Origin of the sequence: Campylobacter sp. RM12654, assembly GCF_020137585.1 — a bacterium.
GTDB lineage: Bacteria > Campylobacterota > Campylobacteria > Campylobacterales > Campylobacteraceae > Campylobacter_E.
Map to the genome: position 1 here is coordinate 1 of NZ_JACGAR010000013.1, position 25,026 is coordinate 25,026.

The window sequence follows — 25,026 nt, forward strand, 5'->3', positions numbered from 1 at the left end:
GCTCCGAACTCATCTTTAGAATTTAAATCAATCTTGCTTGCTGTTTTTCTTTCGTGATTTATTAGTGCGAATACTTCTCTTAGACCTTTTTGAATGATTTCAAGTGGGCGAAGTGAGAATTTGATTAAGAAGAATAAGCATAATAAAATAATCACTAAAGAAGCGAAAAATAATGTTATATTTTGTTTTAATAAAGAATTTAAAGTATCGTCTATATCGCTAGTTAAATTGGTGCTACAGAATTTCCAGCCTGTTGTATTTGAATTAATACATACTGCAGTTTTTTCATCACCTTTAAAGGTATAGCGAACTGAAATGCCATCTTTTAGATTATTTTCAATCATTTTTATAACATCATCTTGCTTTAATTCAAATTCTTCATTTGGGTGCATTACAAATTCTAATTTATCATCATAAGCAAATATTGTGTTGGTCTTAGAAAAATGTAAAGTTAAAATTTGATTTTTTAAATCTTTAAATGCCATATCTCCACCAATTACTCCAATGATTTTGCCATTTTTAATAATAGGTGCTGAAATTGTCATAACTTTTTCTTTTAATCTCTCATCAGGATAAACTTCTTTACCTAATAAAGCCCTATTGGCACTAATAGCATCTTTATACCAACCCCTACTTCTTGCATCTTGGTCTTTTACTATATAAGGCTCGTTATTAGAGCTAATATAATAAAACTTGCCACTATCAGCCATACCAATAAATAAAGCAGAGAAATTTGAAATTCCTAAATAATTTTTAAGAATTTTAAAGATATTCTCATCTTGATTATCTTCACTAATTGAATTTGCTAAAATTGGTGAGAATTGCTCTATAAAATTTATTCTTGAATTAAAATAAGAATCTACATAAAGCATAGTGGCATTTAAGCCGTTTTCTTTAGCTTTATCAGTAAATGATAATGAATCAGTTTTTGAACTAGAATAATTCACTATACACAATACAATAAAGCAAACTACAAGTGGGATAGCAATTAATGCTGGAATTTTGTTTGTTAATTTCATAATACTCCTTTTTAAAAAATTGCGTTAATGTTACAATTAAAGAATTGAATAATATTTAATAGTAAAAAAATTTTTAAATATCTATGTAGCAATGGTTTAAGCGTTTAAGGAATAATAAGAAAAATTATGATTTCAATTAAAAAAATATTAATTGAAATCAATGAAATTATAAAATCTCTTTTAATTTATTAGCATTCTTAAGCCATTCGTTTAGCTTTTGATATTCATCGTTATTTATCATTTGCTTAAACTCATTTAGTTCATTTATAAAGCCATCAAGAGCATTTAAAACATTTGTTTTATTTTCTTTAAAAATACTTTCCCACATTGCAGGGCTACTCTTTGCAATCCTACTCATATCAGCAAAAGAACCACCTGCTAGGTGTAAAATGTTTTTCTTATCTTCGCAATCTAACACATAATTTGCTAAAGAAAAGCTAATTACATGCGGTAGATGAGATATGATGGCACTATGATGATCGTGTGAGCTTGCATTCATAAAAGTAATTCTCATTCCAATATTACTTAATAATTCTATGGTTCTATGTTGATGAAATACGCTCGTATTTTCGGTATTGCATAATACACAAACAGCGTTTTTAAATAAATCAATCTTAGCAGCACTAGGACCATTATGCTCTGTTCCTGCCATTGGATGAGCTAGTATGAATTGCTCTTTTAAATCATCGCTTATTGCGTTTTGAATACTTTCTTTTGTGCTACCAAATTCTATAATTGTAGTAGTTTTTGGAATATCTTTTAATTGTTTAATAATTTCAATAATAGCTCCAACAGGAACACATAAAAAAATCAAATCACAAGTTTTAATCTCATCAAAAGTTATAATTTCATGAACTAAATTAAGCTTTAAAGCTTCTTTTTCGTGTTCTTTATTTAAATCAATTCCATAAACTCCACTAATAAATTTGTTTTTCATCAAATTTAAAGCCAATGAGCCACCAATTAATCCTAATCCAATTACAACTGCTTTCATAACTTATCCTTAATTAAGATTTATATATGCAAAATAATATAATATTTTTCTAAAAAAAGGAGTTTAAATGGTTGATTTTATTGTGATTTTTTTACACTTATTTTCAGCAATTATTTTTATAGGTTATGTATTTGTTGATGCGATTTTATGCTATGGGTTAAAACAGGCTAATGAGCTAAAAAAGGCTTATTTTAAAAGTTCAGGTATTTTATATGCACTTAGCTTTGTTATATTAATTCTTAGCGGAATTTATCTAGCATATAATGAATATACTAATTTTGCAAATATAAATAAAATTATGTTTTTTATCAAAATAGCTCTAGTAATTTTAATGCTTTTTATAACTTTTATTAGTATTTATATAGCGAGATTTAAAAACAATAAAGAACATTTTTTGGTAAAACAGGCTCATATTTTAGCCTTGATAATATGTTTTTTGATAGTTTTATTTGCAAAATTATTAAGTATTTTATGAGTAGTGAAAAAAGAATTTGAAATAAAATCTTATTTCAAATTCTTAATATTTTTAGCCTTTATTTGTAGCTAATTTGCGTCTTAGGTAAGCGATTTTTGTTTGTAGTGGTAATTGTTTAGGGCAATTATCTTCACAAGCAAGTAAGCTCATACAAGCAAAAATTCCATCATCATCACCAACTAATTCATAAAAATCATCTAAAGTTCTATTATCGTGTGGGTCTTGCTCGTATCTTGCAGCTCTCATAAGTCCTGCAGCACCTATGAAATTAGGTCTCATAACTTTAGTTGCACAAGAAGCTATACAAATACCACATTCAATACATCTATCAAGCTCAAATGTTTCTTCAGCAACTGCTGGTTCAACTCTTTCTTCAATCTTAGAAATATCAGTAACTTTGTCAGTATGTATCCAGCTTTCTACCCTTTTACACATACCTTCCATCCATTCACCTGTATTAACGCTTAAATCTTTAATATGTTTAAACGCAGGTAAAGGCATAAGCTCAATTACTCCATCAGGATAATCTTTAGTAAGAGTTTTGCAACCTAATTTTGGTTTTCCATTAATCATCATTGCACATGAGCCGCAAATTCCTGCACGACAAACGAAATCAAAACTCAAACTTGCATCAAATTTTTCTCTAATTTGATTTAAAACTATAAAAATAGTCATACCACTAGTTTCATCTAATGTATAAGTAGCAAAATGTGGCTTGCTAATTTTACTATGTGGATTATATTTAAATACCCTTATTGTTAGTTTCCTACTCATAATCAACCCCTATTCTTTGATTAGCTGCTTTAAATCTAGCTTGTAATTCATAAGGCATAAGTGCGTCTTGGATTTCTGCTCTACTTTTACCTTCTGCTTGTAATTTTTCTGTAATTTCATCTACTTGTTTTTGACGAACTTCACTTAAAGGATTTTCAATTATATTTCCTTTTGCACCATAACCACGGAATGCTGGTGGCATTTCCATTTTCATAATATCAAGGTCTTCATATTCAACTCTAGGTAAAGTTGAGCCTTCATCCCAATAAGTCATAGTTCTTTTCATCCAATTTAAATCATCTCTTTTTGGATAATCTTCTCTATAATGAGCCCCACGGCTTTCAGTTCTAAGAAGCGCACCACGAGCAACACATAAAGCAACTTTTAACATTCTTGGAACTCTATAAGCTTCTTCTAGCTCTGGATTTGAGCAATTTAATTCTTTATCTTTAATAGCTACTTTTTTGCTCTCTATTAATAATTCTTCAAGGCGTTTTACTGCGTATTCTAATCCTTCGCCTGTTCTAAAAATAGCAACATGCTCCCACATAATATCTTTCATTTCGTTTTTGATTTCAAAAATATTATATTTACCTTCACGATTTGCTATTTCTTTTAAATAATTTGCTTCATCGTTTAAGAATTTTTGAACCACTTGCATATCAGCTACTATTGTATTATTTTTGCAATACTCAGAAAAATAATCTCCTACAATCATACCTGCAACAACGGTTTCAGCACAGCTATTTCCACCAAGTCTATTAAATCCGTGCATATCCCAGCAAGCTGCTTCACCTGCTGCAAAAAGACCTTTCATCTTTGGAGTTTCTCCATTTGGCTTAGTTCTAATTCCACCCATTGAATAGTGTTGCATAGGAAGAACCGGCGCCCAACCTTTTGGACCTTCATCAGCAGGGTCAATTCCATTAAATGTCTTACAAATATCTTGAACATCTCTTAAGTTTTTTTCAACATGAGCACGACCTAAGATTGAAATATCAAGCCATAAATGCTCTCCATAAGGACTTTTAACACCTTTTCCTTTTCTAATATGCTCCATCATACGGCGACTTACAACATCACGACTTGCTAATTCTTTTTTCTCAGGCTCATAATCAGGCATAAAGCGGTATCCATCAACATCTCTTAAAATACCACCATCACCACGGCAACCTTCAGTCAAAAGTATCCCACTTGGAACAATTGGAGTTGGGTGAAATTGAACCGCTTCCATATTTGATAAAGAGCATAATCCTGTCTCAAGTGCCATTGCTGCACCTGTTCCTTCACAAATAACTGCGTTTGTAGTTTGTTTATAAACTCTACCATATCCACCTGTTGCTATCATTGTGCCTTTTGATACAAATGCAGTTAGACTACCATCAATTAAGCTTCTTGCAACTACGCCTAAACAAATTCCATCTTTGTGAATAATTCTAAGAGCTTCCATTCTATCTATGATTTTTACATTATGTTTGATTGCTTCGTTTGCAACCCCAAAAATCATACAATGCCCTGTAGCATCAGCAATATAGCAAGTTCTCCATTTTTTAGTCCCACCAAAATCTCTTGCATTTATAAGTCCGTGTGCTTCTTCTTTTTCTTCTATTGTTACTTTTTGTGCGTTTATAACAACATTTCTAGGACCTTTTGTAATCCTAGTCCAAGGCACGCCCCAACTAGCTAACTCACGAACAGCCTTAGGTGCAGTTTGAGCAAACATTCTTGCTACTTCTTGATCGCATCCCCAATCGCTTCCTTTTACGGTGTCAGCAAAGTGTAAATCTTCATTATCTCCTTCACCTTTATTACCATTAGCAAGACTTGCTTGCATACCACCTTGAACCGCAGCTGAGTGAGAACGCTTAACAGGACAAATACTTAAAAGCGTAACTGATTGACCACTTTTAGCAACTTCAACAGCACTTCTAAGTCCTGCTAAACCACCACCAACTATTAAAGCATCACTAAATTCTACTTTCATTTTAAGCCTTTCTGTTTGTTATAAGCTAATACCAGCTTTTATAAATACTGCTAAATTAGCAAGTCCTAAAACTATAAAGAAAATACTAATAACCCATTTTAATTTTTTAAGAGTTTTTCTTCTAGCTCTTGCAGTATGCACATCATTTCCATCAAACCAACCCCATTTAACGCAAAGTCTATAAAGACCAATACCACCATGAAGCTCAACAGCGAATAATAAAATTAAATAAAACGCCCACATATTATGATTTACAATTCTTTCAACTGCACCTAAAAATCTAATAGTTTCAGGATTAAAAAACATCATTGCAAGGTGCATTGAAGCGAAGAAAAACATAACAAAACCTGTACAGGCTTGAATAACCCAAAGCGTTGTATCTTCGTGTTTTATTAGTTTTGAATGCTCTCTTGCGATTTGCCATTGGCGATAAGTAATTGGTAATTTTCTCATACCAAGAGCAGCGTGAATAAAGAAAATAATAAAAATAATAAGCACCATACAAGATACTAAAGCAGGTTTTGGCGTATCAAAAATAGCCGAACCCTCAAAAAACTTAGCCGTAGCTTCAAAAAATTCAGGACTGATTAAAACGGTAGAAACAAAAAGCATATGTCCCCACATAAAAAGCCCTAGAATTAAACCAGTAGCACTTTGATAAAAATCAAGCTTAGCAGGTAAGCGTGATTTAGTGCCATCAACTCTTTTGCCTAAAAAATTTTCAATTTTACTAGACACTTTAACTCCTTTTCTTAAATTTTTCTCATTTTACTAATGTTTAACAAACGACCTACGAAAAAATATGTGGAATAATGAATTTAAACCACGGATACGCAATAAGTGTGTAAATTAGTAAATAAATAGCTCCAAAAATAGCACCTAATTTCCAAAATTCTGCACCTTTAATATAACCGCTCGCAAACCAAATTGGGCTATGTCCTGTCCCATAAGGCGTTAAAACACTTATCATACCCATTGGAGCTAGTAAAAACATCATAATAAAAGACGCATCATAACCAGCAATTTTACTTGCAATAATTGCAAACACCCCAACAACTGCAGTAACATATGCAGTCCCAGAAGCAAAGAAATATCTTAATAAACAAAATACAAGTAATAATATAAATACTGCTAAAGTAGGACTAATACCACTTAATAAACTATCAGTATATTTTGATAAGAATTCTAAAAATCCAACATTTTTTAATCCACCTGCCATTGTTACTAAAGTAGCAAACCAAGTAAGAACATTCCACGCTGGTTTATTAGCTAAAAAATCATTCCAAGTAATAATATTAGTAACTATCATTAGAATAATTACAATTAAAGCAGTTGTAGTAGCACTAACTCCAAAAGTCTTTGAACCTATCCATAAAATTAGAGCAAGAATTGAAATGCTTAACATTAATAATTCTTTTAATTTAATTGAGCCAAGTTTTACTAATTCTTCTTTAGCCCAAGCACTAATTTTACTAGAGCCTTTAACTTCTGGTGGATAGATATAATAAGTTAATAAAGGAGTGATTAAAAACAAAATAATACCAATAGGTAAAAAGCATAAAAACCAACCCATCCAATCAACTACAGCAATACCTGATTTTGATAATATCTCTAAAGCTAGTGGGTTTGGTGCTTGACCTGTTAAAAATATTGAACTTGAAATACAAGTAGTAGCAAGACTTACCCACGCTATGTAAGCACCTATTTTTCTTGGTTCTTTATCAGGAGAGCTATCATACATAGCAGGAATACTTGTAGCTATTGGATAAATGGTTCCACCACTTCTTGCAGCATTACTCGGAATAAATGGAGCTAAAATTAAATCAGCAATAGCAATTGCATAGCCTAAACCTAAAGTAGATTTGCCTAATTTATTTACTAAAATTAAAGCAATTCTTTTACCAAGACCACTATTTTGATAGCCAATTCCTATCATAAATGAAGCAAAAATAAGCCACACAACAGAATTTGAAAATCCAGTTAAACCCCAATTAATTGCAGCTTCTGAAGTAATTTTTGCACCAACTTCGCCTGATTTTGCAGGTCCAACTTTAAATAATACTGCTAAAGCTATAGCAATAATACCTAAAAAAGCAGGTGGCATAGGCTCTAAGATAAGCCCCACAACTAAAGCAGCAAAAATGCTAACATAAATCCAAGCATTCATACTAAGCTGAGAATAATCAGCAAATAAATACGAAAGCAAAAACACAAGCAAACCAGCAACAACTGGTGCGATAAATTTCCACAACGGAACCTTACCTTTCATATTAACTCCTAAAATTAAGTTGAAATTAATATATTCCAAAAAAGCTAAAGAAAATCTTAATTTTTTAAATAATCATCTAGCTTTAAAAAATTAATATTTGTTCTTAAGCTTTAATTTAAAAACAATTTAAACTTAAAATATTTTAAGGTTAATTTTTAATCATCATTTGCATTATTAAAAGCTAAATTAGTAAAAACCAAAATTCCATTTAATATTTTTGCTTATAAAATATTCCTAATAATAAAAACAAACTTATAAAGCCGACGCTATAAAGTAATTCTACAAATAATTTGCTTGTCATTTTACCAATCTCCTTTTGAGAGATTTTATAAAAAATTATATTTTTTAAGCTAATTAATTAAATAAAATAATCTAAAAATTATTTTTTTGATACATTAAGTAACAATAATAAAGTAACTATATAATTTTTAATATTTTTAAAAGGAAAATTATGAAAAAGATAATATTAACTAGCGCTTTTAGTTTTAGTGCTTTGGCGTTAGAATTTGGTAGTTTAGGCAATATACCTTTGAGTATGGGATATGCTGGAGTTGCACTTAAAGATAATGATTTTGCAGCTTATTATAATCCTGCTAGTTTGATTTATTCTAAAAATGGGGTTAATTTTAGTTTTGGAGCAAATTATAATCAAAAAAATCTTTTAGAATTATCTAATCTTGATAAATCTATAAATAAAAAAATTGAAGCAAATATAAGCAAAATAAAGCATATTTTTAATCCAAACAACAATTCAAGAGCTAATAATTTAAAATTTGGTAATTTTGGTAGTGTTATAGATGATTTTATATTAAGAAACACAAATAGCGATAATGAAGATTTAGCCTTATTAGCAAAAACTTTTAAAGATGAATTAGATGATAATTTAACTAAAGATGAACTAGACAATATAATTAGTGATTTAAAAAATAAAATGCAAGATAATGATGAATTATCTACAACAATAAAAACCGAGCTAATAACTTCAACAAATAATACAAATGAAGAATTAAATAACAATGGCGTTGATACAAAATTATTAACAAATATAATAAGTGATACCGATACAAAAAATGTCTTAGATGTGATAAAGAATTCAAAAGATGGTAATGTTAATTTAGATGATTTATTGTTAGATATTGGAGATACTAAATTAGATACCTTTCTTGATGAAAATACCTTAAATGATATTGAATTGATTTATAATGCAGTTTATGATAATGAAGTTAATTTAAATATATTAAGTGGTTTAGAATATAACAATAATTTAGGGGATTTAAGTGCTTTTTCTGTAAGCTTATTTAATACGATTTCACTTAATACTTATGCTTCGTTAAATAAAGAAAAAAGTAGTTTAATAATAAAAATAAAAGATGATGATAAATATATTTATTTAAAATTATTTAAAAGCAATTCACAACTATTCGTAACCAATGTAAGCGAAGAAGAATATTTAAATCATTCAGCAATGCAAGATAGTGTAAAAAATCCTTTAAATACAACAATGCTAATGATAACAGAAGTGCCAATTAGCTACGCAAATGGTTTTATAATGCCTTATGGAGAGCTTAGTTTAGGTGCTAGTTTAAAATATATGAATATTCAAGCATATCAAGTAGAAAAAGGCATTAAAATAGATATGAATGGAGTTAATTCTAAAGATATAAATATTAAAAATGATTTGCATAATGCAAAATCAACAAATACTTTTGGAATAGATATAGGAGCATTATATAGTATTGATGATTTTTCTACTGGATTGGTTATTAAAAATTTAAATAATCCTAAAATCAAATTCCATTCAAGTAGTATGAGATTAAATCCGCAAGTAAGATTTGGATTAGCATATAAATATAGTGATTTTACTTTTGCTTTTGATACTGATTTAGTTACAAACACAACTTTATCAAATAAATACAATAAATCTCAAATGCTAGGCGGTGGTATTAAATACGAATTTAATGATTATTTTAATCTAAGGGGTGGCTTAGCTTACGATATTAAAAAAGATTATGGGACTATACTTACAACGGGAGCTAATTTCTTTAATATATTTGATATAGCCTTAGCGAGTGGATTAAAGTCTAGTAATTGCGATAAAGATATTTGCAAGGTTTCAAGTAAAGTGCCTAATTATTTTGATTTAAGAATAGGATTTGGATATAAATGGTAAAGAATTTGAATTAGGATTTAACCTAATTCAAATCTTGCTTAATCCCAACATTCAGCGTTTTTAATACCTAATTTTTTAGCACTAAATACAGGGTCTAAACCTCTTTTCTTTTGCTCATCATAATCTTTTAAGCATTTTATTAAAATAGGACTTAATAATAAAATAGCAATGATATTTATAGAAGCCATTGCAGCCATTGTAATATCTGCTAAATCCCAAGCTACTTTTAAATCTAATTGAGAACCAATAAATACCATAGCAACCGCACTTATTTTAAAAACTAATTCGTTTAAATTGTTTTTTGTAAGGTTTTTAACATTTGCATCTGCATAGTAAAAATTACCGATTAATGAAGTTACAGCAAATAAAATAACTGCAAAAGTTATAAAATGAAGTCCCCAAGTACCATAATATTCCATCATTGATTGTTGCACCATAGGTAAAGCATTTAATTTAGTTTCGCCAGTTGATAATTGATTAATGTAACTTTGTGAGAACAATACTAAAAATCCAGAGCATGAACATATAATTAAATCAATAAACACTGAAAAACTTTGAATAATTCCTTGTTTTACAGGATGACTTGTATTTGCTGCTGCAGCTGCGTTTGGAGCAGAACCCATACCAGCTTCGTTTGAAAATAATCCACGCTTAATTCCTATTACTATAACACTACCTGCAAATCCACCAAAAATAGCTTGAAAATCAAAAGCACTATTAAAAATCATTTTAAACACAGATGGTATTAAATCATAGTGCATAGCCATAGCAATAATACTTAATAAAATATAAACAAAAGCCATTATAGGAACAATAATTGAGCTTACTTTTCCAAGTGATTTTGAATTTGAAAAGAATAATGCAAAAGCAACAACACTTAAAATAATCCCTATAATTATACTTGCATTACTAAAGTTATCAGGAAAATATATCTCAAATGCTGAAGTCATAGTATGGCTTTGAAGTCCATTAAATCCATAAGCATAAGTAATAATTAAAATAACTGAAAATAATTTACCAAAAAATTTATTTCCTAAGCCTTTTTCAATAAAATATGCAGGTCCTCCACGAAAACCATTTTCATCTTTGCTTTTATATATTTGAGCTAATGTGCTTTCAGCAAATGCACTTGCACCGCCTATAAATGCCATTACCCACATCCAAAACAATGCACCTGCACCACCAACTACAACTGCAGTGCTAATTCCAGCGATATTTCCAATACCAACCCTTGAAGCAGTTGAAATCATTAAAGCTTCAAAACTACTAACATGGTCTTTGTTGTCTTGCTTTTCTTTTAATAATGTTAAAACATTACCCATCAATCTAAACTGAGCAAAACGAGTATTGATAGAATAAATTATACCTACAATAATTAGTGCAAAAACTAAAAAATAAGTATATAAATAACCATTTATTAAATCTAAAAGTAAATGTATTTCTTCTAATAAACTTTGCAAACGCTCTCCTTAATAAAAAAATTTCAAAAAATCATTATATATAAATTCAAGCGTTTTTGGTTAATTACTTATGTTTGCTGCTTTTATCTTCGCAAGCAATAATTAATCTTTCAAAAGGATTTTTTTGATTATCTGGCTTTTTAATAATGTCTTTTAAGCTCTTTGGATGTAATAAATTCATAATATCTCCTTTAAATTTAAAAAAACGAAGTCATTATAATAAATAAAAGATAATAAATATCAAAATCATATTATTTTTTATAAATTTTAATATTTTGTTACTTTTTGTAACATTTATTTTAAAAGTTTGATTTAAATTTATAATAAGTTATATAAATATAATTAAAATAGCGGCTTTAAATTATTTTAAGGAGTAATAATGAAAAAATGGAGCGAATTTGACAATCGTTGGATGTTTTCATTGTTTGGCACTGCTGTTGGTGCTGGAATTTTATTCTTACCTATTCGTGCAGGAACTGGTGGCTTTTGGCCTATTGTTTTAATGTGTGTATTAATTTTCCCAATGACTTATTTATCACATTTATTCTTATCATATTTTGTAGGCTCTACTAAAGGTGGAGATATTACTGATGCTGTGAATAAATATTTTGGTAAAGAAGTAGGAATTGTGATTACATTTTTATACTTTTTTGCAATTTATCCTATTTGTCTTGCTTATGGGGTTGGTATTACAAATACTATAAGCTCATTTATGGTAAATCAATTAGGCTTAGCCGAGCCAAATCGCTTAATCTTGGCTATTGTTTTAATTACAATTATGATGGCTGTAATGTTTACTAATGAAACTTTAGTTACTAAAGTTTGTGAATGGCTTGTTTATCCATTATGCTTAATACTATTTTTATTTTCACTTTATTTAATTCCACATTGGAAATTAGAAGTTTTAGGTGAAGTTCCAAGTGCAAAGGAATTTATTAGCACAATATGGCTTACTTTACCTGTATTAGTATTTAGCTTTAATCACTCTCCTGCGATTTCAACTTTTAGCCTAAATACATATAATGAGTATAAAGAAAACTCGGACGCAAAAAGAAAGCAAATATTATTTAATAACGCTACGCTTTTATTAGTATTTGTTATGTTTTTTGTATTTTCTTGTATTTTATGTCTTAATAAAAATGAGTTTGCTATTGCAAGAGATGCAAATATTCCAATCCTTAGCTATTTTGCTAATAAATTTGATGGAAATATTATAAGTTATGGTGCTCCTGCTGTTGCGTTTTTGGCAATTTTAACTAGCTTTTTTGGACACTATTTTGGTGCTAGAGAAGGCTTAAATGGACTTATTAAAAAAGTAAGCGGAAAAGCTGTTAGTAAAAATAATGCCTTTACAACTATATTTATGTATGTAACTATGATAATAGTAGCTTTTTATAACCCTAGTATTTTAGGATTTATAGAAGATTTAGGCGGTCCTATTATTGCTGTAATATTATTTTTAATGCCTGTATATGCTATATATAAAATCCCAGAGCTAAGAGTTTATAAAAATGGTGCGGCTTGTTATTTCGTAGCTATTATGGGAATTATCACAATTACAAGTGTAATTTATAAGATGAACTTATGAGTAACTTAAGTATTTTTAAAATCGGCATTGGTCCATCAAGTTCGCACACCGTTGGACCTTTTGTTGCAGGAAATGAGTTTTTAAAAGGTTTAAATTTAAAAGAAATTACTAGGATAAAAGTTACTTTATTTGGCTCTTTATCACTTACAGGTAAAGGACATTTAAGCGATATTGCTGTGGTTTTAGGTCTTAGTGGCTTAAATGTAAAAACAATAAGCCCAGAACAAAAACAAGTTGTATTATTAAGATTAAACGAAAGAAAGCTTTTATTAGGAAATGAATTTGAAATAGATTTTGATGAAAATAGCGATATTATTTTTTCTAAAGAATTTAAAAGCTATCACGAAAATGCTTTAACGATTGAAGCATTTTCAAATAATACTTGTGTTAAATCTAAGACTTATTATTCAGTTGGCGGTGGATTTATTAAAAGTGAAGATGAGATTAGTAAAACTAATCAAACTAATCAAGAAAAAAATTATGATTATTCTTTTGATAGTGCGACGGAGCTTTTGTGGTTATGTAATAAATACAATAAAAACATAGCCGAAATTGCAATGCTTTATGAGCTTAATTTTAATAGCGAAGAATATATAAATAATTATTGTAAAGAGATTTATGAAGCAATGCAAGATAGCTTTAAAGCAGGTGCTAATTCAAATGAACTAATCCTACCAGGACCAATCAAGCTTAAAAGAAGAGCTCCTGCATTAGCTAAAAAATTAATGCTTTTAGATGATAAGAATTTAAATCGTAAGGGTGATTTGGATTTTATAGATTATTTTAGCCTTTATGCTATGAGTGTTTCAGAAGAAAACGCAGCGGGTAATCGTGTAGTAACTGCTCCAACCAATGGAGCTTGCGCAGTAGTTCCTGCTGTGCTTTTATATTTAAAAGAACATGTAAAAAGTATGAGTGAAAAGGACATTAGAGACTTTTTATTAGTATCAATGGCGATAGGTTCATTGTTTAAGAAAAACGCAAGTATAAGTGGAGCTGAAGCAGGTTGTCAAGCAGAAATTGGCTCAGCTTCTTCAATGGCAGCTGCTTCATTTGCCTTTAGTATGGGGGCAAGTCCGATTGATTGTTGCTCTGCTGCTGAAATTGCAATGGAGCATCATTTAGGGCTAACTTGCGATCCTGTTGCAGGACTTGTTCAAATTCCTTGCATTGAGCGTAATGTATTCGGAGCAATAAAGGCTGTAAGTGCAGCTAAAATGGCTATGGATAGAGAGAGTGCTCCTAGCGTTGGGCTTGATGAGGTTATTAAAACTATGTATGAAACAGGCAAGGATATGGATACAAGATATAAAGAAACTAGCCTTGCAGGTCTAGCTACAAATTACAAGAAATTTTGCTAAAAAAGGGCTTTATGCCCTTTTTACAATCTGTAATTTATTATTTTTTGTTAATATTAAAAATCACATCAAAATAATGGAACTTTAATGCAAAATATAAGAAATTTTTCAATAATAGCACATATAGACCATGGTAAAAGCACTTTAGCAGATTGTTTAATCACAACTTGCAATGCTATAGAGCAACGCAAAATGAGTAAGCAAGTAATGGATACTATGGATATAGAAAAAGAGCGTGGAATTACTATAAAAGCTCAATCAGTTAGATTAAATTATACTTATAATAAAGAAAATTATATTTTAAATCTTATTGACACCCCAGGTCATGTGGATTTTTCGTATGAAGTTAGTAGAAGTTTAGCAAGTTGCGAAGGGGCATTATTAGTAGTTGATGCTTCACAAGGCGTTCAAGCACAAACAATTGCGAATGTTTATATGGCAATTGAGCATGATTTAGAAATAATCCCTGTAATTAATAAAATTGACCTACCCGCAGCAAATCCTGCAAAAGTAAAGGCTGAAATTGAGCATATAATAGGAATTGATTGTTCTAATGCAATAGAAGTTAGTGCAAAAGCTGGGATAGGAATTGCTGAATTATTACAAGCAATTTGTGAGAGAATTCCTGCACCAAAAAGTAATCAAAATAAGCTAAAAGCACTAATTTATGATAGCTGGTTTGATAGCTATTTAGGGGCTTTAGCTTTAGTTAGAGTAAGGGACGGAGAGATTAATAAAAACGATGAAATATATTTAATGCACGAAGGCGTAAAGCATAATGTATTAGATTTACGCTATCCACACCCACTAAATCCAATGCCAACAAATACAATTAAAGCAGGAGAAGTTGGTATAGTTGTATTAGGACTAAAAGACATAGCACAAATTAGCGTAGGAGATACAATAACCCTAGCAAAAGATAAAGCAACAGAGCCAATTGAAGGTTTTGCTAAAGCAAAAGCCTTTGTATTTGCAGGGATTTATCCGATTGAAACTGATAAATTTGAAGATTTAAGAGATGCTTTAGATAAATTAAAACTAAACGATAGTTCAATTTCATACGAGCCAGAAACTTCACTTGCTTTAGGTTTTGGCTTTAGGGTTGGCTTTTTAGGTTTATTGCATATGGAAGTTATAAAAGAACGCTTAGAGCGTGAGTTTAATCTAGACCTAATAGCAACCGCTCCTAGTGTTACTTATGAAGTTAATTTAACCGATGGAAGCGTATTAAATATCCAAAATCCAAGCGACTTACCACCTGTAAATAAAATAGACCACATAAAAGAGCCTTATGTAAAAGCTACCATAATAACTCCTAGCGAGTTTTTAGGGAATTTAATTACTCTTTTAAATAATCGCCGTGCAATACAAACAAAAATGGATTATATAACAGAAAATAGAGTATTGCTTGAATACGATATACCTATGAATGAAATTATTATGGACTTTTATGATAAATTAAAATCACTTACTCGTGGATATGCTAGTTTTGATTATGAATTTTGTGATTATAGAGTGGGAGATTTAGTAAAGCTTGATATAAAAGTGGCAGGAGAAGCGGTTGATGCGTTAAGTATTATCGTGCCAAATCAAAAGGCTTTAAGCAAAGGTAGAGATTTAGTAAAAGCTATGAAAGATATTGTGCCTAGACAATTATTTGAAGTAGCAATTCAAGCAAGTATAGGCAATAAAATCATAGCTCGTGAAAATGTAAAATCAATGGGTAAAAATGTTACTGCTAAATGCTACGGCGGGGATATTACTAGAAAAAGAAAGCTACTTGAAAAGCAAAAAGAAGGTAAAAAGCGTATGAAAGCAATAGGTAAAGTATCTTTACCACAAGAAGCATTTTTAAGTATTTTAAAGATTGACTAATGAGCTTAAATTATAATTATATTAGAAAAGATGGTATTATTAAGAATATTATTAGAATAATAAAATTCAATATTAGAAAATTTTATTATAAAAATAATTATGAACGTCTAAATAAGATTTGTTTTAACAACTCAAATAATATAGTTAATTTTTTTCAGAATAATAATTTGTTAGCTATTGATTTATTACACATTCAATATGGTTGTAGAAACTTCAACTTTAATCAAGGATATATAAGTTTTGAAAGAGATTTATCTATTATTAATGAATATTATCCAAATATTTTTAAAACTCGTATGATTCCTGTAATTAATCTAAATGAAGACTATATTATATATTTAAAAAATACCCCTAATATGATTAACGAAGGACTATTTTTTTTTAAGTCTTCATTACAAAAATCAACCAATTTATAATTTAAATTTTATTACCCTAAATGATGGAATATTAATTACTTGTTTGCAAGGTTGCGGTAGTGGAAATAATATAAAAGAATATATTAAAAATTTTACAAAATGTTTTTTTGGTTTAAGACCCATAACATTCATGATTTTTTATTCTTTTATTTTTATTAAAAAGCTTAAATTAAAGTATGTTTATGGAGTGGATGATTTTTATGCAATATCTAGTTTTAAAAGAGGTAAAAAAAGAAAAGGAAAAATTTTAAATATTCACAACCTTGATGAAATTTTTAAAGAAAATTGTGAAGTTATTGAACAATTTCAAGGATATAAAAAATTATCTTTTAAAACTACTCCAATTAATGAAATACCTAGTAATAAACGTTCAATGTATAAAAAAAGATATATGTTTTTAGATAATTTAATATTAAACAATTAATTTATTTTAATTTTATTTAAACTATTAGCTAGGTTTAAGCAATCTTGCAAAGTAGGATAGTCTGAAACAAAGATATTTTTTACATTATATTTTTTTAATTCATTTTCAGTGCTTTTTCCTATTGCTATTATATTTTTTGGAAAAGTTTTGAAAAAATATTCATAATCACGCACTCCTGATGGTGCTAAAAATATCAATATATCTTCATTATTTATTGACCTTACAAAAGGGTTTAAATCATTATCTAAAGGCGTATTTAATCTAGTGTTACTATATGCTATTACAGACCTTAGGCTAATATTATTTAAATCTAAAAACTCATCTAAATCACTTATAATATTTAAAGCCCTAAAATAAACACATTTTAAATTATTTAGCAGTGGCAATATCTCGTTTTTAAATTCACTCGCGTGAGCTGATTTGCCTGTATAAAATACATCTAAGCCTAAACTATTTAGGTATTTCGTAGTTGCTAAACCTATACTAAAAATCTTTTTATTTTTTAGATTAATATTATTTAATACACAAGATTTAACGGCATTTTTGCTAGTAAAAATACAAGCATCAAAATCATCATTAATGCTAAAATTATTAAAAATTATTTCATTTACAAAAATACTCTTTATATTTGTTTCGTTTTTTAAACCAACTACATAAATCATTCAAAAAACACTTCTCTTTCAAGTTTGCAAAGCAATAAAGCACAAGCTAAAGCACATTGATTTTGCTTATAAATCCTATCTCCAAGTAATTCTAATCTCTCGTGCAAAATCAAGCCTGTATCACTAATAGCACATATAAAAGCTACACCGCTTTTAACGCCTAAATCATCGCTATCTCCTAAAACCCCCGTGCAAGTTATAGCGTAATTTGCCTTAGTTAATTTTAATACCCCCGTAGCCATTGCTAAAGCACAATTTTGAGAATAAACTGCTTGATTTTCTAAATGAATATCTTCTACATTTAGCCAAGCTTTTTTGCTTTTGTTTGAGTATGTTATAACACTACCTTCATAAACACTACTTGAGCCATTAATTTTAGTAAAATTACTAGCCAATAATCCACCAGTGCAGCTTTCTGCGAAGCTTAATTTTTTGTTATTTTCTTTTAATTTTTTAATTATATGCTCGTATAAATTATCAGCAAAAATCACTTTTTTAGGGAATAATGATTTAACGGAATTTAAAAGCCCTATTTCATCTGAATATTCATTAGTATTTACTTTGACATATAATAAATTATCAAGTAGTGAATAAATATTAAGACTTACTCCATAAGGCTTTACGCTAGTATTTAATAATATTTCAGCACTTTCTAAATCCAAATCACTTATTAAAAAATCATAACTTTGTTTTGTATTATGCAAAATTTCAGGTAGATAAAACATACTAGCTTTTAATATATTAATCATAACCCCATTTAAATCTATTAAAACTGAATTTTTCTTATAATCTTTAGGATTTTCTACTATAAACTCATCATCAATTAAACTCAATTCACATTCTTTTAATGTAGCTAGGATTTTATTAATCATAGAAAAAGAATACTCATCAGCAATTATCGTTACTAATTCATATTTTTTAACATCTATTTCTAAAAGAGTATTTAATTTAGAATCATCATCATTAAGCTTAATGATAGTATTAGCAAACAAATTCTTCTTAGCCAAACTTCTATCTACAAATTCACAAAAACTACTATTAAAACTCAAATCTTTTGTAAAATATATTAATAAATGTTTCATTTCTTATCCTTTTATTTAAAAAAGTATAGCAAAATAAGTGCATTTTAACAATCAAAAAATATTAAAGGCACATTTATGGATTATAAAGATACATTATTATTACCCAATACTACTTTTGAGATGAGAGCAAATCTTTATGAAAACGAGAAAAAAAGTTTTGAAAAATTTTCATCATTTGCATACGCACAATTAAGAGATAAAAAAGCACCTAAATTTATCCTACACGATGGCCCTCCTTATGCTAACGGGCATTTACACATAGGTCATGCTTTAAATAAAATCTTAAAAGATATGATTAATAAAACTAGATATTTTCTAGCTAATAATTCAATTTCATATACTCCTGGTTGGGATTGCCATGGTTTGCCTATTGAACAACAAGTTGAAATCAAATTAAAAGATAAAAATCCAAGTATAAAAGAAATTCACGACGCTTGCACCGAACACGCAAAAGAATTCATAGGTATTCAAATGAAAGAATTTAAAGACTTAGGAATAATTGGAGATTTTGACAAGCCTTATTTGACTATGGATTTTAAATTTGAAGCAAATATTTACAAAACTCTTTTAGAAGTAGCTAAAAATGGTTTATTAATTCAAAGAAGTAAGCCAGTTTATTGGAGTTGGGCTGCTAAAAGTGCTTTAGCTGAAGCAGAAGTTGAATATGAAGATAAAGAAGATTATTCAATTTTCGTAGCATTCAAACTAAACGATGATGCAAAAGCAAAACTTAAATCTTTAGGAGCAAATGATAGTGTTTTAAACAACGCAAGAGCTGTTATTTGGACTACTACTCCTTGGACTTTACCAGCAAATAAAGCAATCGCATTAAATAAAGATGAGCTATATGTTTTAGGAGAAAATGGTCTTATCGTAGCTAAAAAAAGATTAGAAGATTTAGCAGAATTTAATATTAAACCTGTGCTTGAGTTTAAAGGAGATTTTTTAGAAAATACAAACGCATTAAATCCTTTAAACAATAATCTATCTCAATTCATAACAGGAGAGCATGTTTTAATGGATGGCGGTAGTGGTTTAGTTCATACTGCACCAGGACACGGAGAAGATGATTATTATGCTTGTTTAAGATACAACATAGAAGTAGAAATGCCTGTAGGAGATGATGGTTGTTATGATGAAAATATCAAAAGATTAGTGCCAAATAAACCTGAATTATTAGGAATGCATGTATTTAAAGCAAATGAAGTAATTATTGAATTATTGGGCGAAAGTCTTTTAAAATGCTCTAAATTTATACACTCATATCCATTTTGCTGGAGAACTCATAAACCAATAATTTATAGAGCTACTAAACAATTTTTCATAGCTATGGATAAAGAATTTTACAATGGTATGACTTTAAGAGAATTAGCTCAAAAATCACTTGATGAAGTGAGTTTTTATCCAAAAGCAGGAAGAAATAGAATAGGAACTATGATTAGTAATAGACCTGATTGGTGTATTTCAAGACAACGCTCTTGGGGTGTGCCTTTAGCATTCTTTAATGATAAATCAGGGAATTTGATTATGGATTTTGAACTTTACGAACACCTTGCAAGTATATTTGAAAAAGAAGGTGTAAGAGTATGGTGGCAAAAAGATATTAAAGATTTATTACCAGCTAATTCAAAATATAAAGCAGATGAATTAGAAAAAGTTACTGATATTTTAGATGTTTGGTTTGATAGTGGCTCTACATTTAACGCTGTTTTAGCTAGTGGAAATTACGATATCAAAACAACTCAAGCTGATATGTATTTAGAAGGAAGCGACCAACATCGTGGGTGGTTTCAAAGCTCATTGTTATTAAGCGTTATTTTAAACAAACAAGCACCTTATAAAGCAGTTTTAACTCACGGATTTACCGTTGATGAAAAAGGTAGAAAAATGAGTAAAAGTCTAGGCAATGTAATAGCGCCAGAACAAATTGCAAAAAATTATGGCTTAGAAATCTTTAGACTTTATATAACATTATGTGATTATTCAACTGATGTTAAATTAGGTGAAAGCATATTAAAACAAACTAGCGAACAATATAGAAAAATAAGAAATACAATAAGATTTTTATTAGCAAATACTAGCGATTTAAAAGCTTATAATTATAATTTCAGTGATTTAGACAAAATGATTTTAAATAAAGCTAATAATGTATTTGAGCTTTACAAAAAATCATTCTTAGAATATGATTTCGCTAAAGGTATGAATGCACTTTGCACATTTTTAAGTGCTGATTTAAGCGGTGTTTATCTTGATATTTGTAAGGATAGCTTGTATTGTGATGCTAAAGAAGATAGCAAAAGAACAGCGTCAATTACTGCAATGGCTTTAATACTTAAAAAATTATTAGTTTTACTAGCACCTGTATTAACTCATACTACAAATGAAGCTTGTGAACACGCAAACAAATTTATATTAGGCGATATTAAGAGTATTTTTGATTTAGAAGATTTTGATTTTGCTAGTAAAATCACACCTAGCAAAAACGATTATGAATATTTATTAAAAACTCGTGTTAAATTCTACGAGCAAATTGATATATTAAAAAAAGATAAAATAATCAAAAGCACATTAGAGCTAAATCTAGCTACTAATGATGAAGTGATATTAAATTATGAAGAAGCAGCTGATTTTTATTCATTAAGTAAAATTGAAGCTTTAAATAATAACGAAGCTTTGGCAAGTTTTGAAATTGATAATAAAACATACAAAATCATAAAATCAAATCTATGCAAATGCCCTAGATGTTGGAAATACTTAAGCCTAAGCGAAGAAAGCTTATGTCCTAGATGTGAAAGGGTGTTAAAATGAGCGAACCTGTTAGCTTAGAGCTAATAGTCGGCACTATTATAGTATTAGCTATAATTAGTGCTATTGGAGTAATTTTAGTAAATAAAGGAAAGAAATGATAACTTTAGAACAAGCATTAAAATTAAGTGATAATGAATTAATAGAATTAAAAAAAGAACTAAATAAATTAGCATTAGAAAGCAAACATTTAGGAGCTTATGTAGAGCAATTAATCAATACTCCTTTAGATGATGTTGATTATCTAGGAGTGCCTGTAGCTATTAAAGATAATATTCAAGTTAAGGGCTGGAGCATTACAAATGGTTCAAAAATAATGCAAGGATATTATGCACCTTATGATGCAAGTGTGATTAGCAATATGAAAAAACACAAATTCGCACCATTTGGAAGATGTAATATGGATGAGTTTGCTATGGGTAATACTACAAAAACAAGCTTTTATGGAAAAACCCTAAATCCTTTAAATAATACTTTAGTTCCAGGTGGAAGTAGTGGTGGTAGTGCTGCTGCGGTAGGTGCAAAAATAGCTCTTGCTGCATTAGGAAGCGATACAGGTGGAAGTGTTCGCCAGCCTGCTGCATTTTGTGGTTGTGTAGGTTTTAAGCCAAGTTATGGAAGAGTTAGTAGATATGGACTTGCTAGTTATTCAAGTAGTTTAGACCAAATAGGAGTATTAACTCAAAATGTAAAAGACGCTAGTATTTTATACGATGCGATTGCAGGTCATTGTGAGTTTGATAGCACTAGTGCTGATATTCAATTTGTGCCTACATTTGATAAATTAGACGCTAATAAAAAATACAAAATCGCAATTATTAAAAATTATATAGATTCATGCTCTGATGAAATAAAAACACAAACTTATAAAGCTATAGATAAATTAAAAGCTTGTGGTCATACCATAAGTGAAGTTAGCCTTGCTGATAGTAAATACGATGTAGCTGCTTATTATATAATAGCTTGTGCTGAAGCAAGTGCTAATTTAAGCCGTTACGATGGGATTAGATATGGCAATAGAGCTAAGGAATTTAAAGATTTAAACGAGTTATATGTAAATACTAGAAGCGAAGGTTTTGGGCTTGAAGTTCAAAAAAGAATTTTATTAGGAACATTCGTGCTTTCGAGTGGTTATATTGACGCATATTATAAAAAAGCTCAATTAGTAAGAGAAGTTATCACTAGAAAATACAATGAAATTTTAAGCGATAATGATTTAATACTAATGCCTGTTGCACCAAGTCTTCCAAAATCATTTGATGCGAAGACTAGTTCTGTTGAAAGCTATTTAGAAGATATTTTTACTATTTCAGTTAATCTTGCAAAGCTTACAGGTATTAGCGTGCCTGTTGCTAAAACTGAAGATAATTTAAATGTGAGCGTTCAATTAGTAGCAAAAAGATTTGATGAGCAAAACTTATTAAATGCAGCATTAAGCTTGGAAAACGCTGTTAAATAACCTACCCTATTCTATTTTAAATTCTAAGAATTTAAAATAGATTTTAATCACTTTTAGCACTTCGCTTAATATTTATATTATGTAATTTTTATACTTCATACCTTTTTTATCGTAAATTAACTATCTAAATAGTGATTAAATTGTAAATTAATAAAGTTTTTTGATATTTTTATTTAAGTAAATGCTATGATATTAAAAATAAAGAAATTTGAATGCTTAAAATTTGGAATGTTACTATTTTTAGTTGTGGTTTTAATTTAAGACATTGATTGTGCTATATAGCACCATATAAATTTATTAAAAAAAGGTTAGATGATATGCAAAGAGATTACGATAAAGAGCCGATAATTATCAAGGATATTAATACATTTTTTGATTTTTTACCTGCTTTTGTTTGTATGATAATAAGTTATATTGCGTATTTTCTAACAGATAATCCTAGCTCTTCACTTCATAGAAATGTTTTTATAATTATGCCATTTTTAGCACTACCTTACATAAGACCTTTTATAAAGTGTAAAAGAGAAATCATAATTACTAAAAATACCATTAATTATCTAAATAATGGCGAAGTGTTAGAAAGTATTGATTTAAATAAGCCTTTTAAGATATATAAAAGCTTTTCGGTAGTTCATCACAAATCACAAAAACCCCATGAAGTAATTCAAATTTTATGGATTTTTTTACTACCTGCTACTATCTTACAATACTTTATAAATTTTATTCTTAAATTATTTTATTACATATTTACGCTTAAACTAAAATACTATAAGGTAATGGATTCAGTAATTTTATTGCAAGATGAAAAGATTATAAATATATTAAGCATTGAAAAATATCACGAGCTTGAAAAGTATTTTAAAGATAATCATAATATCAATATAAAAGAGCTTAAAATTTATTTTGATAAATATGGTTATGTTTATGAAAAGCTTTAAAAACTAAAATACTTAATTTAAATTCTATAACTTTGATATTTTTATTTAAGTTAGTGCTATGATATGAAAAATAATTAGGTGTTGAAAATGGAATTTATTTTATTGCATATTATTGTGCTTATTACATTTTTTATTGTTTTAATTAAACCAAAAGGTTTTAAAAGAAAACTAATGTGGTTTGCTATTTGGTTTTTTGCATTTTTTGGTGATATATTTATAACAAATATTGTTTTTTATTACAATGCAAATAAATATGCTACAAATACATACCTTGAGACTTTTAAAGGAAATTCGCTATATATTGGTGAATATAAGGTTAATCTTATGGATAAAGAGAGGTATAAAATAAGCGAATATTATATAGGAGGATGGATTGGCTCTATATTACCAGATTTTTATATGCGATCACTTTTGGATAATAAAATAAAATATATTGAATATAAGGAAATAAGCGACCATCCTATAAATAATGGAAAATATTTTAGATTTTATTCAAGTAATGAAGATGATAAAAATTGTATGGTTTCAAAAGATTTAGAGTATAAGCTATTGTTTACATTGGAATATGATAGAAGCGATGGAACTAAAGGTTTTATAGAGTATGAAGAATTTTTAGAACTATATAATAAATATTATAAAAAATATTTAGCAGGTAATAGCAATGTTTTTTGGGAAGATTATTTAAGAAAAAATATGTTTCATGAAAAAATTCCTACTGAAATAAAAGATTTAATAAAATATTTAATACAAAAACATAATATGCCAGAAGATAGAATAAGATATCTAATTATAGATATGATGGAAGCTTATAGAAAAAAGAGTGCCAAAATTGAAGAATTCTACAAAGGTAAATGTATAGCAAGAGTAGAGATAGATAAAAATGAATTATCAAGATATGAATATGTAAAATGCACAAATTCTGATTATGAATATATATGTGATTATCCTGATATAAAAGATAAACTTTGGACTAAATTTGAATACTTTGCTTATATAAAAGATAGGATTAATAATAAAAAAATAGCTCAGAGTATTCTTGCTTATAAAACCGGCACACCTTTTTCTTTATATACTATAATAGCTACAGCTACTTCTCCATTTTATACAAGTGGTACTCGTGCTTCAGAAACATGTAGTAAAAATATAAGTGTGCGTGGTGGCGAAGAATGCAATGATATATTTATAGACAATTTTATTAATAATAATGAGATGAAAAATAAGTAATTTTTACATATAGCAAAATAAAGCAATAAAAATATTTAAATTCTAAGAAT

General features: G+C 28.6%; 20 protein-coding genes. 11 read left to right on the forward strand and 9 right to left on the reverse strand.

The genetic code is table 11. From position 1 onward, the window contains the following. A partial coding sequence (locus AVBRAN12654_RS05565) for a PDC sensor domain-containing protein (protein ID WP_336614098.1) occupies nucleotides 1-1,019 on the reverse strand: 1,019 nt, incomplete at its 3' end. Nucleotides 1,020-1,185: 166 nt separating this feature from the next. Continuing rightward, entirely contained in the window at nucleotides 1,186-2,013 is an 828-nt protein-coding gene (locus tag AVBRAN12654_RS05570; protein WP_214120101.1) for a prephenate dehydrogenase, read from the reverse strand. 67 nt (nucleotides 2,014-2,080) lie between these two features. On the opposite strand from AVBRAN12654_RS05570, the gene AVBRAN12654_RS05575 reads away from it, so the two are divergent. Beyond that, a complete protein-coding gene (locus AVBRAN12654_RS05575) occupies nucleotides 2,081-2,488 on the forward strand; it encodes a hypothetical protein (RefSeq protein WP_214120100.1) in 408 nt (135 codons plus the stop codon). A gap of 51 nt (nucleotides 2,489-2,539) precedes the next feature. Here AVBRAN12654_RS05575 and AVBRAN12654_RS05580 read toward each other — a convergent pair whose 3' ends face one another. From AVBRAN12654_RS05580 to AVBRAN12654_RS05595, 4 genes are read right to left on the reverse strand one after another with little or no spacing between them, the layout of a single operon-like run. Continuing rightward, entirely contained in the window at nucleotides 2,540-3,262 is a 723-nt protein-coding gene (locus AVBRAN12654_RS05580) for a fumarate reductase iron-sulfur subunit (RefSeq protein ID WP_214117694.1), read from the reverse strand. Beyond that, nucleotides 3,255-5,246 (reverse strand): fumarate reductase flavoprotein subunit, encoded by a 1,992-nt coding sequence (locus tag AVBRAN12654_RS05585; RefSeq protein ID WP_214120099.1) that lies wholly within the window; start codon nucleotides 5,244-5,246, stop codon nucleotides 3,255-3,257. Before AVBRAN12654_RS05585 ends, AVBRAN12654_RS05580 begins: the two co-directional genes overlap by 8 nt. Nucleotides 5,247-5,264: 18 nt before the next feature. Next, nucleotides 5,265-5,984 (reverse strand): fumarate reductase cytochrome b subunit, encoded by a 720-nt coding sequence (locus AVBRAN12654_RS05590; protein WP_214117696.1) that lies wholly within the window; start codon nucleotides 5,982-5,984, stop codon nucleotides 5,265-5,267. A 52-nt stretch (nucleotides 5,985-6,036) separates the two neighbouring features. After that, a complete protein-coding gene (locus tag AVBRAN12654_RS05595) occupies nucleotides 6,037-7,515 on the reverse strand; it encodes a DASS family sodium-coupled anion symporter (protein ID WP_214117697.1) in 1,479 nt (492 codons plus the stop codon). A gap of 451 nt (nucleotides 7,516-7,966) precedes the next feature. Here AVBRAN12654_RS05595 and traF point away from each other — a divergent pair, with 451 nt between their 5' ends. Further along, nucleotides 7,967-9,685 (forward strand): conjugal transfer protein TraF, encoded by a 1,719-nt coding sequence (gene traF, locus AVBRAN12654_RS05600; RefSeq protein ID WP_336614099.1) that lies wholly within the window; start codon nucleotides 7,967-7,969, stop codon nucleotides 9,683-9,685. A gap of 38 nt (nucleotides 9,686-9,723) precedes the next feature. Here traF and AVBRAN12654_RS05605 read toward each other — a convergent pair whose 3' ends face one another. Then, on the reverse strand, nucleotides 9,724-11,124 hold the full coding sequence (locus AVBRAN12654_RS05605; RefSeq protein ID WP_336614120.1) for an alanine/glycine:cation symporter family protein: 1,401 nt from the start codon (nucleotides 11,122-11,124) through the stop codon (nucleotides 9,724-9,726). 400 nt (nucleotides 11,125-11,524) lie between these two features. Here AVBRAN12654_RS05605 and AVBRAN12654_RS05610 point away from each other — a divergent pair, with 400 nt between their 5' ends. The 5 genes from AVBRAN12654_RS05610 to AVBRAN12654_RS05630 all read left to right on the forward strand — a co-directional run bounded on the left by AVBRAN12654_RS05610 (nucleotide 11,525) and on the right by AVBRAN12654_RS05630 (nucleotide 16,806). Then, nucleotides 11,525-12,733 (forward strand): aromatic amino acid transport family protein, encoded by a 1,209-nt coding sequence (locus tag AVBRAN12654_RS05610; protein ID WP_336614100.1) that lies wholly within the window; start codon nucleotides 11,525-11,527, stop codon nucleotides 12,731-12,733. Further along, nucleotides 12,730-14,094, forward strand: a complete 1,365-nt coding sequence (locus tag AVBRAN12654_RS05615) for an L-serine ammonia-lyase (protein ID WP_214117701.1) — start codon at nucleotides 12,730-12,732, stop codon at nucleotides 14,092-14,094. Before AVBRAN12654_RS05610 ends, AVBRAN12654_RS05615 begins: the two co-directional genes overlap by 4 nt. An 84-nt stretch (nucleotides 14,095-14,178) precedes the next feature. Then, entirely contained in the window at nucleotides 14,179-15,966 is a 1,788-nt protein-coding gene (lepA, locus tag AVBRAN12654_RS05620; RefSeq protein WP_214117702.1) for a translation elongation factor 4, read from the forward strand. Continuing rightward, complete coding sequence (locus tag AVBRAN12654_RS05625; protein ID WP_336614101.1) at nucleotides 15,966-16,382, forward strand: hypothetical protein; 417 nt, start codon at nucleotides 15,966-15,968, stop codon at nucleotides 16,380-16,382. Before lepA ends, AVBRAN12654_RS05625 begins: the two co-directional genes overlap by 1 nt. Nucleotides 16,383-16,392: 10 nt before the next feature. Next, nucleotides 16,393-16,806, forward strand: coding sequence for a DUF535 family protein (locus AVBRAN12654_RS05630; RefSeq protein ID WP_336614121.1), 414 nt, complete (start codon nucleotides 16,393-16,395; stop codon nucleotides 16,804-16,806). Here the strand turns inward: AVBRAN12654_RS05630 and AVBRAN12654_RS05635 are convergent. Continuing rightward, the gene (locus tag AVBRAN12654_RS05635) at nucleotides 16,803-17,468 is read right to left on the reverse strand and encodes a uroporphyrinogen-III synthase (protein ID WP_336614102.1); all 666 of its coding nucleotides are present in this window, start codon (nucleotides 17,466-17,468) and stop codon (nucleotides 16,803-16,805) included. The two genes, AVBRAN12654_RS05630 and AVBRAN12654_RS05635, sit on opposite strands and share 4 nt — an antisense overlap. Next, nucleotides 17,465-18,550, reverse strand: coding sequence for a CinA family protein (locus AVBRAN12654_RS05640; RefSeq protein WP_336608729.1), 1,086 nt, complete (start codon nucleotides 18,548-18,550; stop codon nucleotides 17,465-17,467). The genes AVBRAN12654_RS05635 and AVBRAN12654_RS05640 overlap by 4 nt, the downstream gene beginning before the upstream one ends. 75 nt (nucleotides 18,551-18,625) lie before the next feature. Here AVBRAN12654_RS05640 and ileS point away from each other — a divergent pair, with 75 nt between their 5' ends. From ileS to AVBRAN12654_RS05660, 4 genes are all read left to right on the forward strand, one after another. Further along, the gene (gene ileS / locus AVBRAN12654_RS05645) at nucleotides 18,626-21,358 is read left to right on the forward strand and encodes an isoleucine--tRNA ligase (protein ID WP_336612606.1); all 2,733 of its coding nucleotides are present in this window, start codon (nucleotides 18,626-18,628) and stop codon (nucleotides 21,356-21,358) included. A 94-nt stretch (nucleotides 21,359-21,452) separates the two neighbouring features. Further along, on the forward strand, nucleotides 21,453-22,814 hold the full coding sequence (gene gatA / locus AVBRAN12654_RS05650) for an Asp-tRNA(Asn)/Glu-tRNA(Gln) amidotransferase subunit GatA (RefSeq protein ID WP_336614103.1): 1,362 nt from the start codon (nucleotides 21,453-21,455) through the stop codon (nucleotides 22,812-22,814). Between the two features lie 317 nt (nucleotides 22,815-23,131). Beyond that, nucleotides 23,132-23,752, forward strand: coding sequence for a hypothetical protein (locus AVBRAN12654_RS05655; protein ID WP_336614104.1), 621 nt, complete (start codon nucleotides 23,132-23,134; stop codon nucleotides 23,750-23,752). A gap of 87 nt (nucleotides 23,753-23,839) precedes the next feature. Then, nucleotides 23,840-24,976, forward strand: a complete 1,137-nt coding sequence (locus tag AVBRAN12654_RS05660; RefSeq protein WP_336614105.1) for a hypothetical protein — start codon at nucleotides 23,840-23,842, stop codon at nucleotides 24,974-24,976. Nucleotides 24,977-25,026 lie beyond the last annotated feature (50 nt).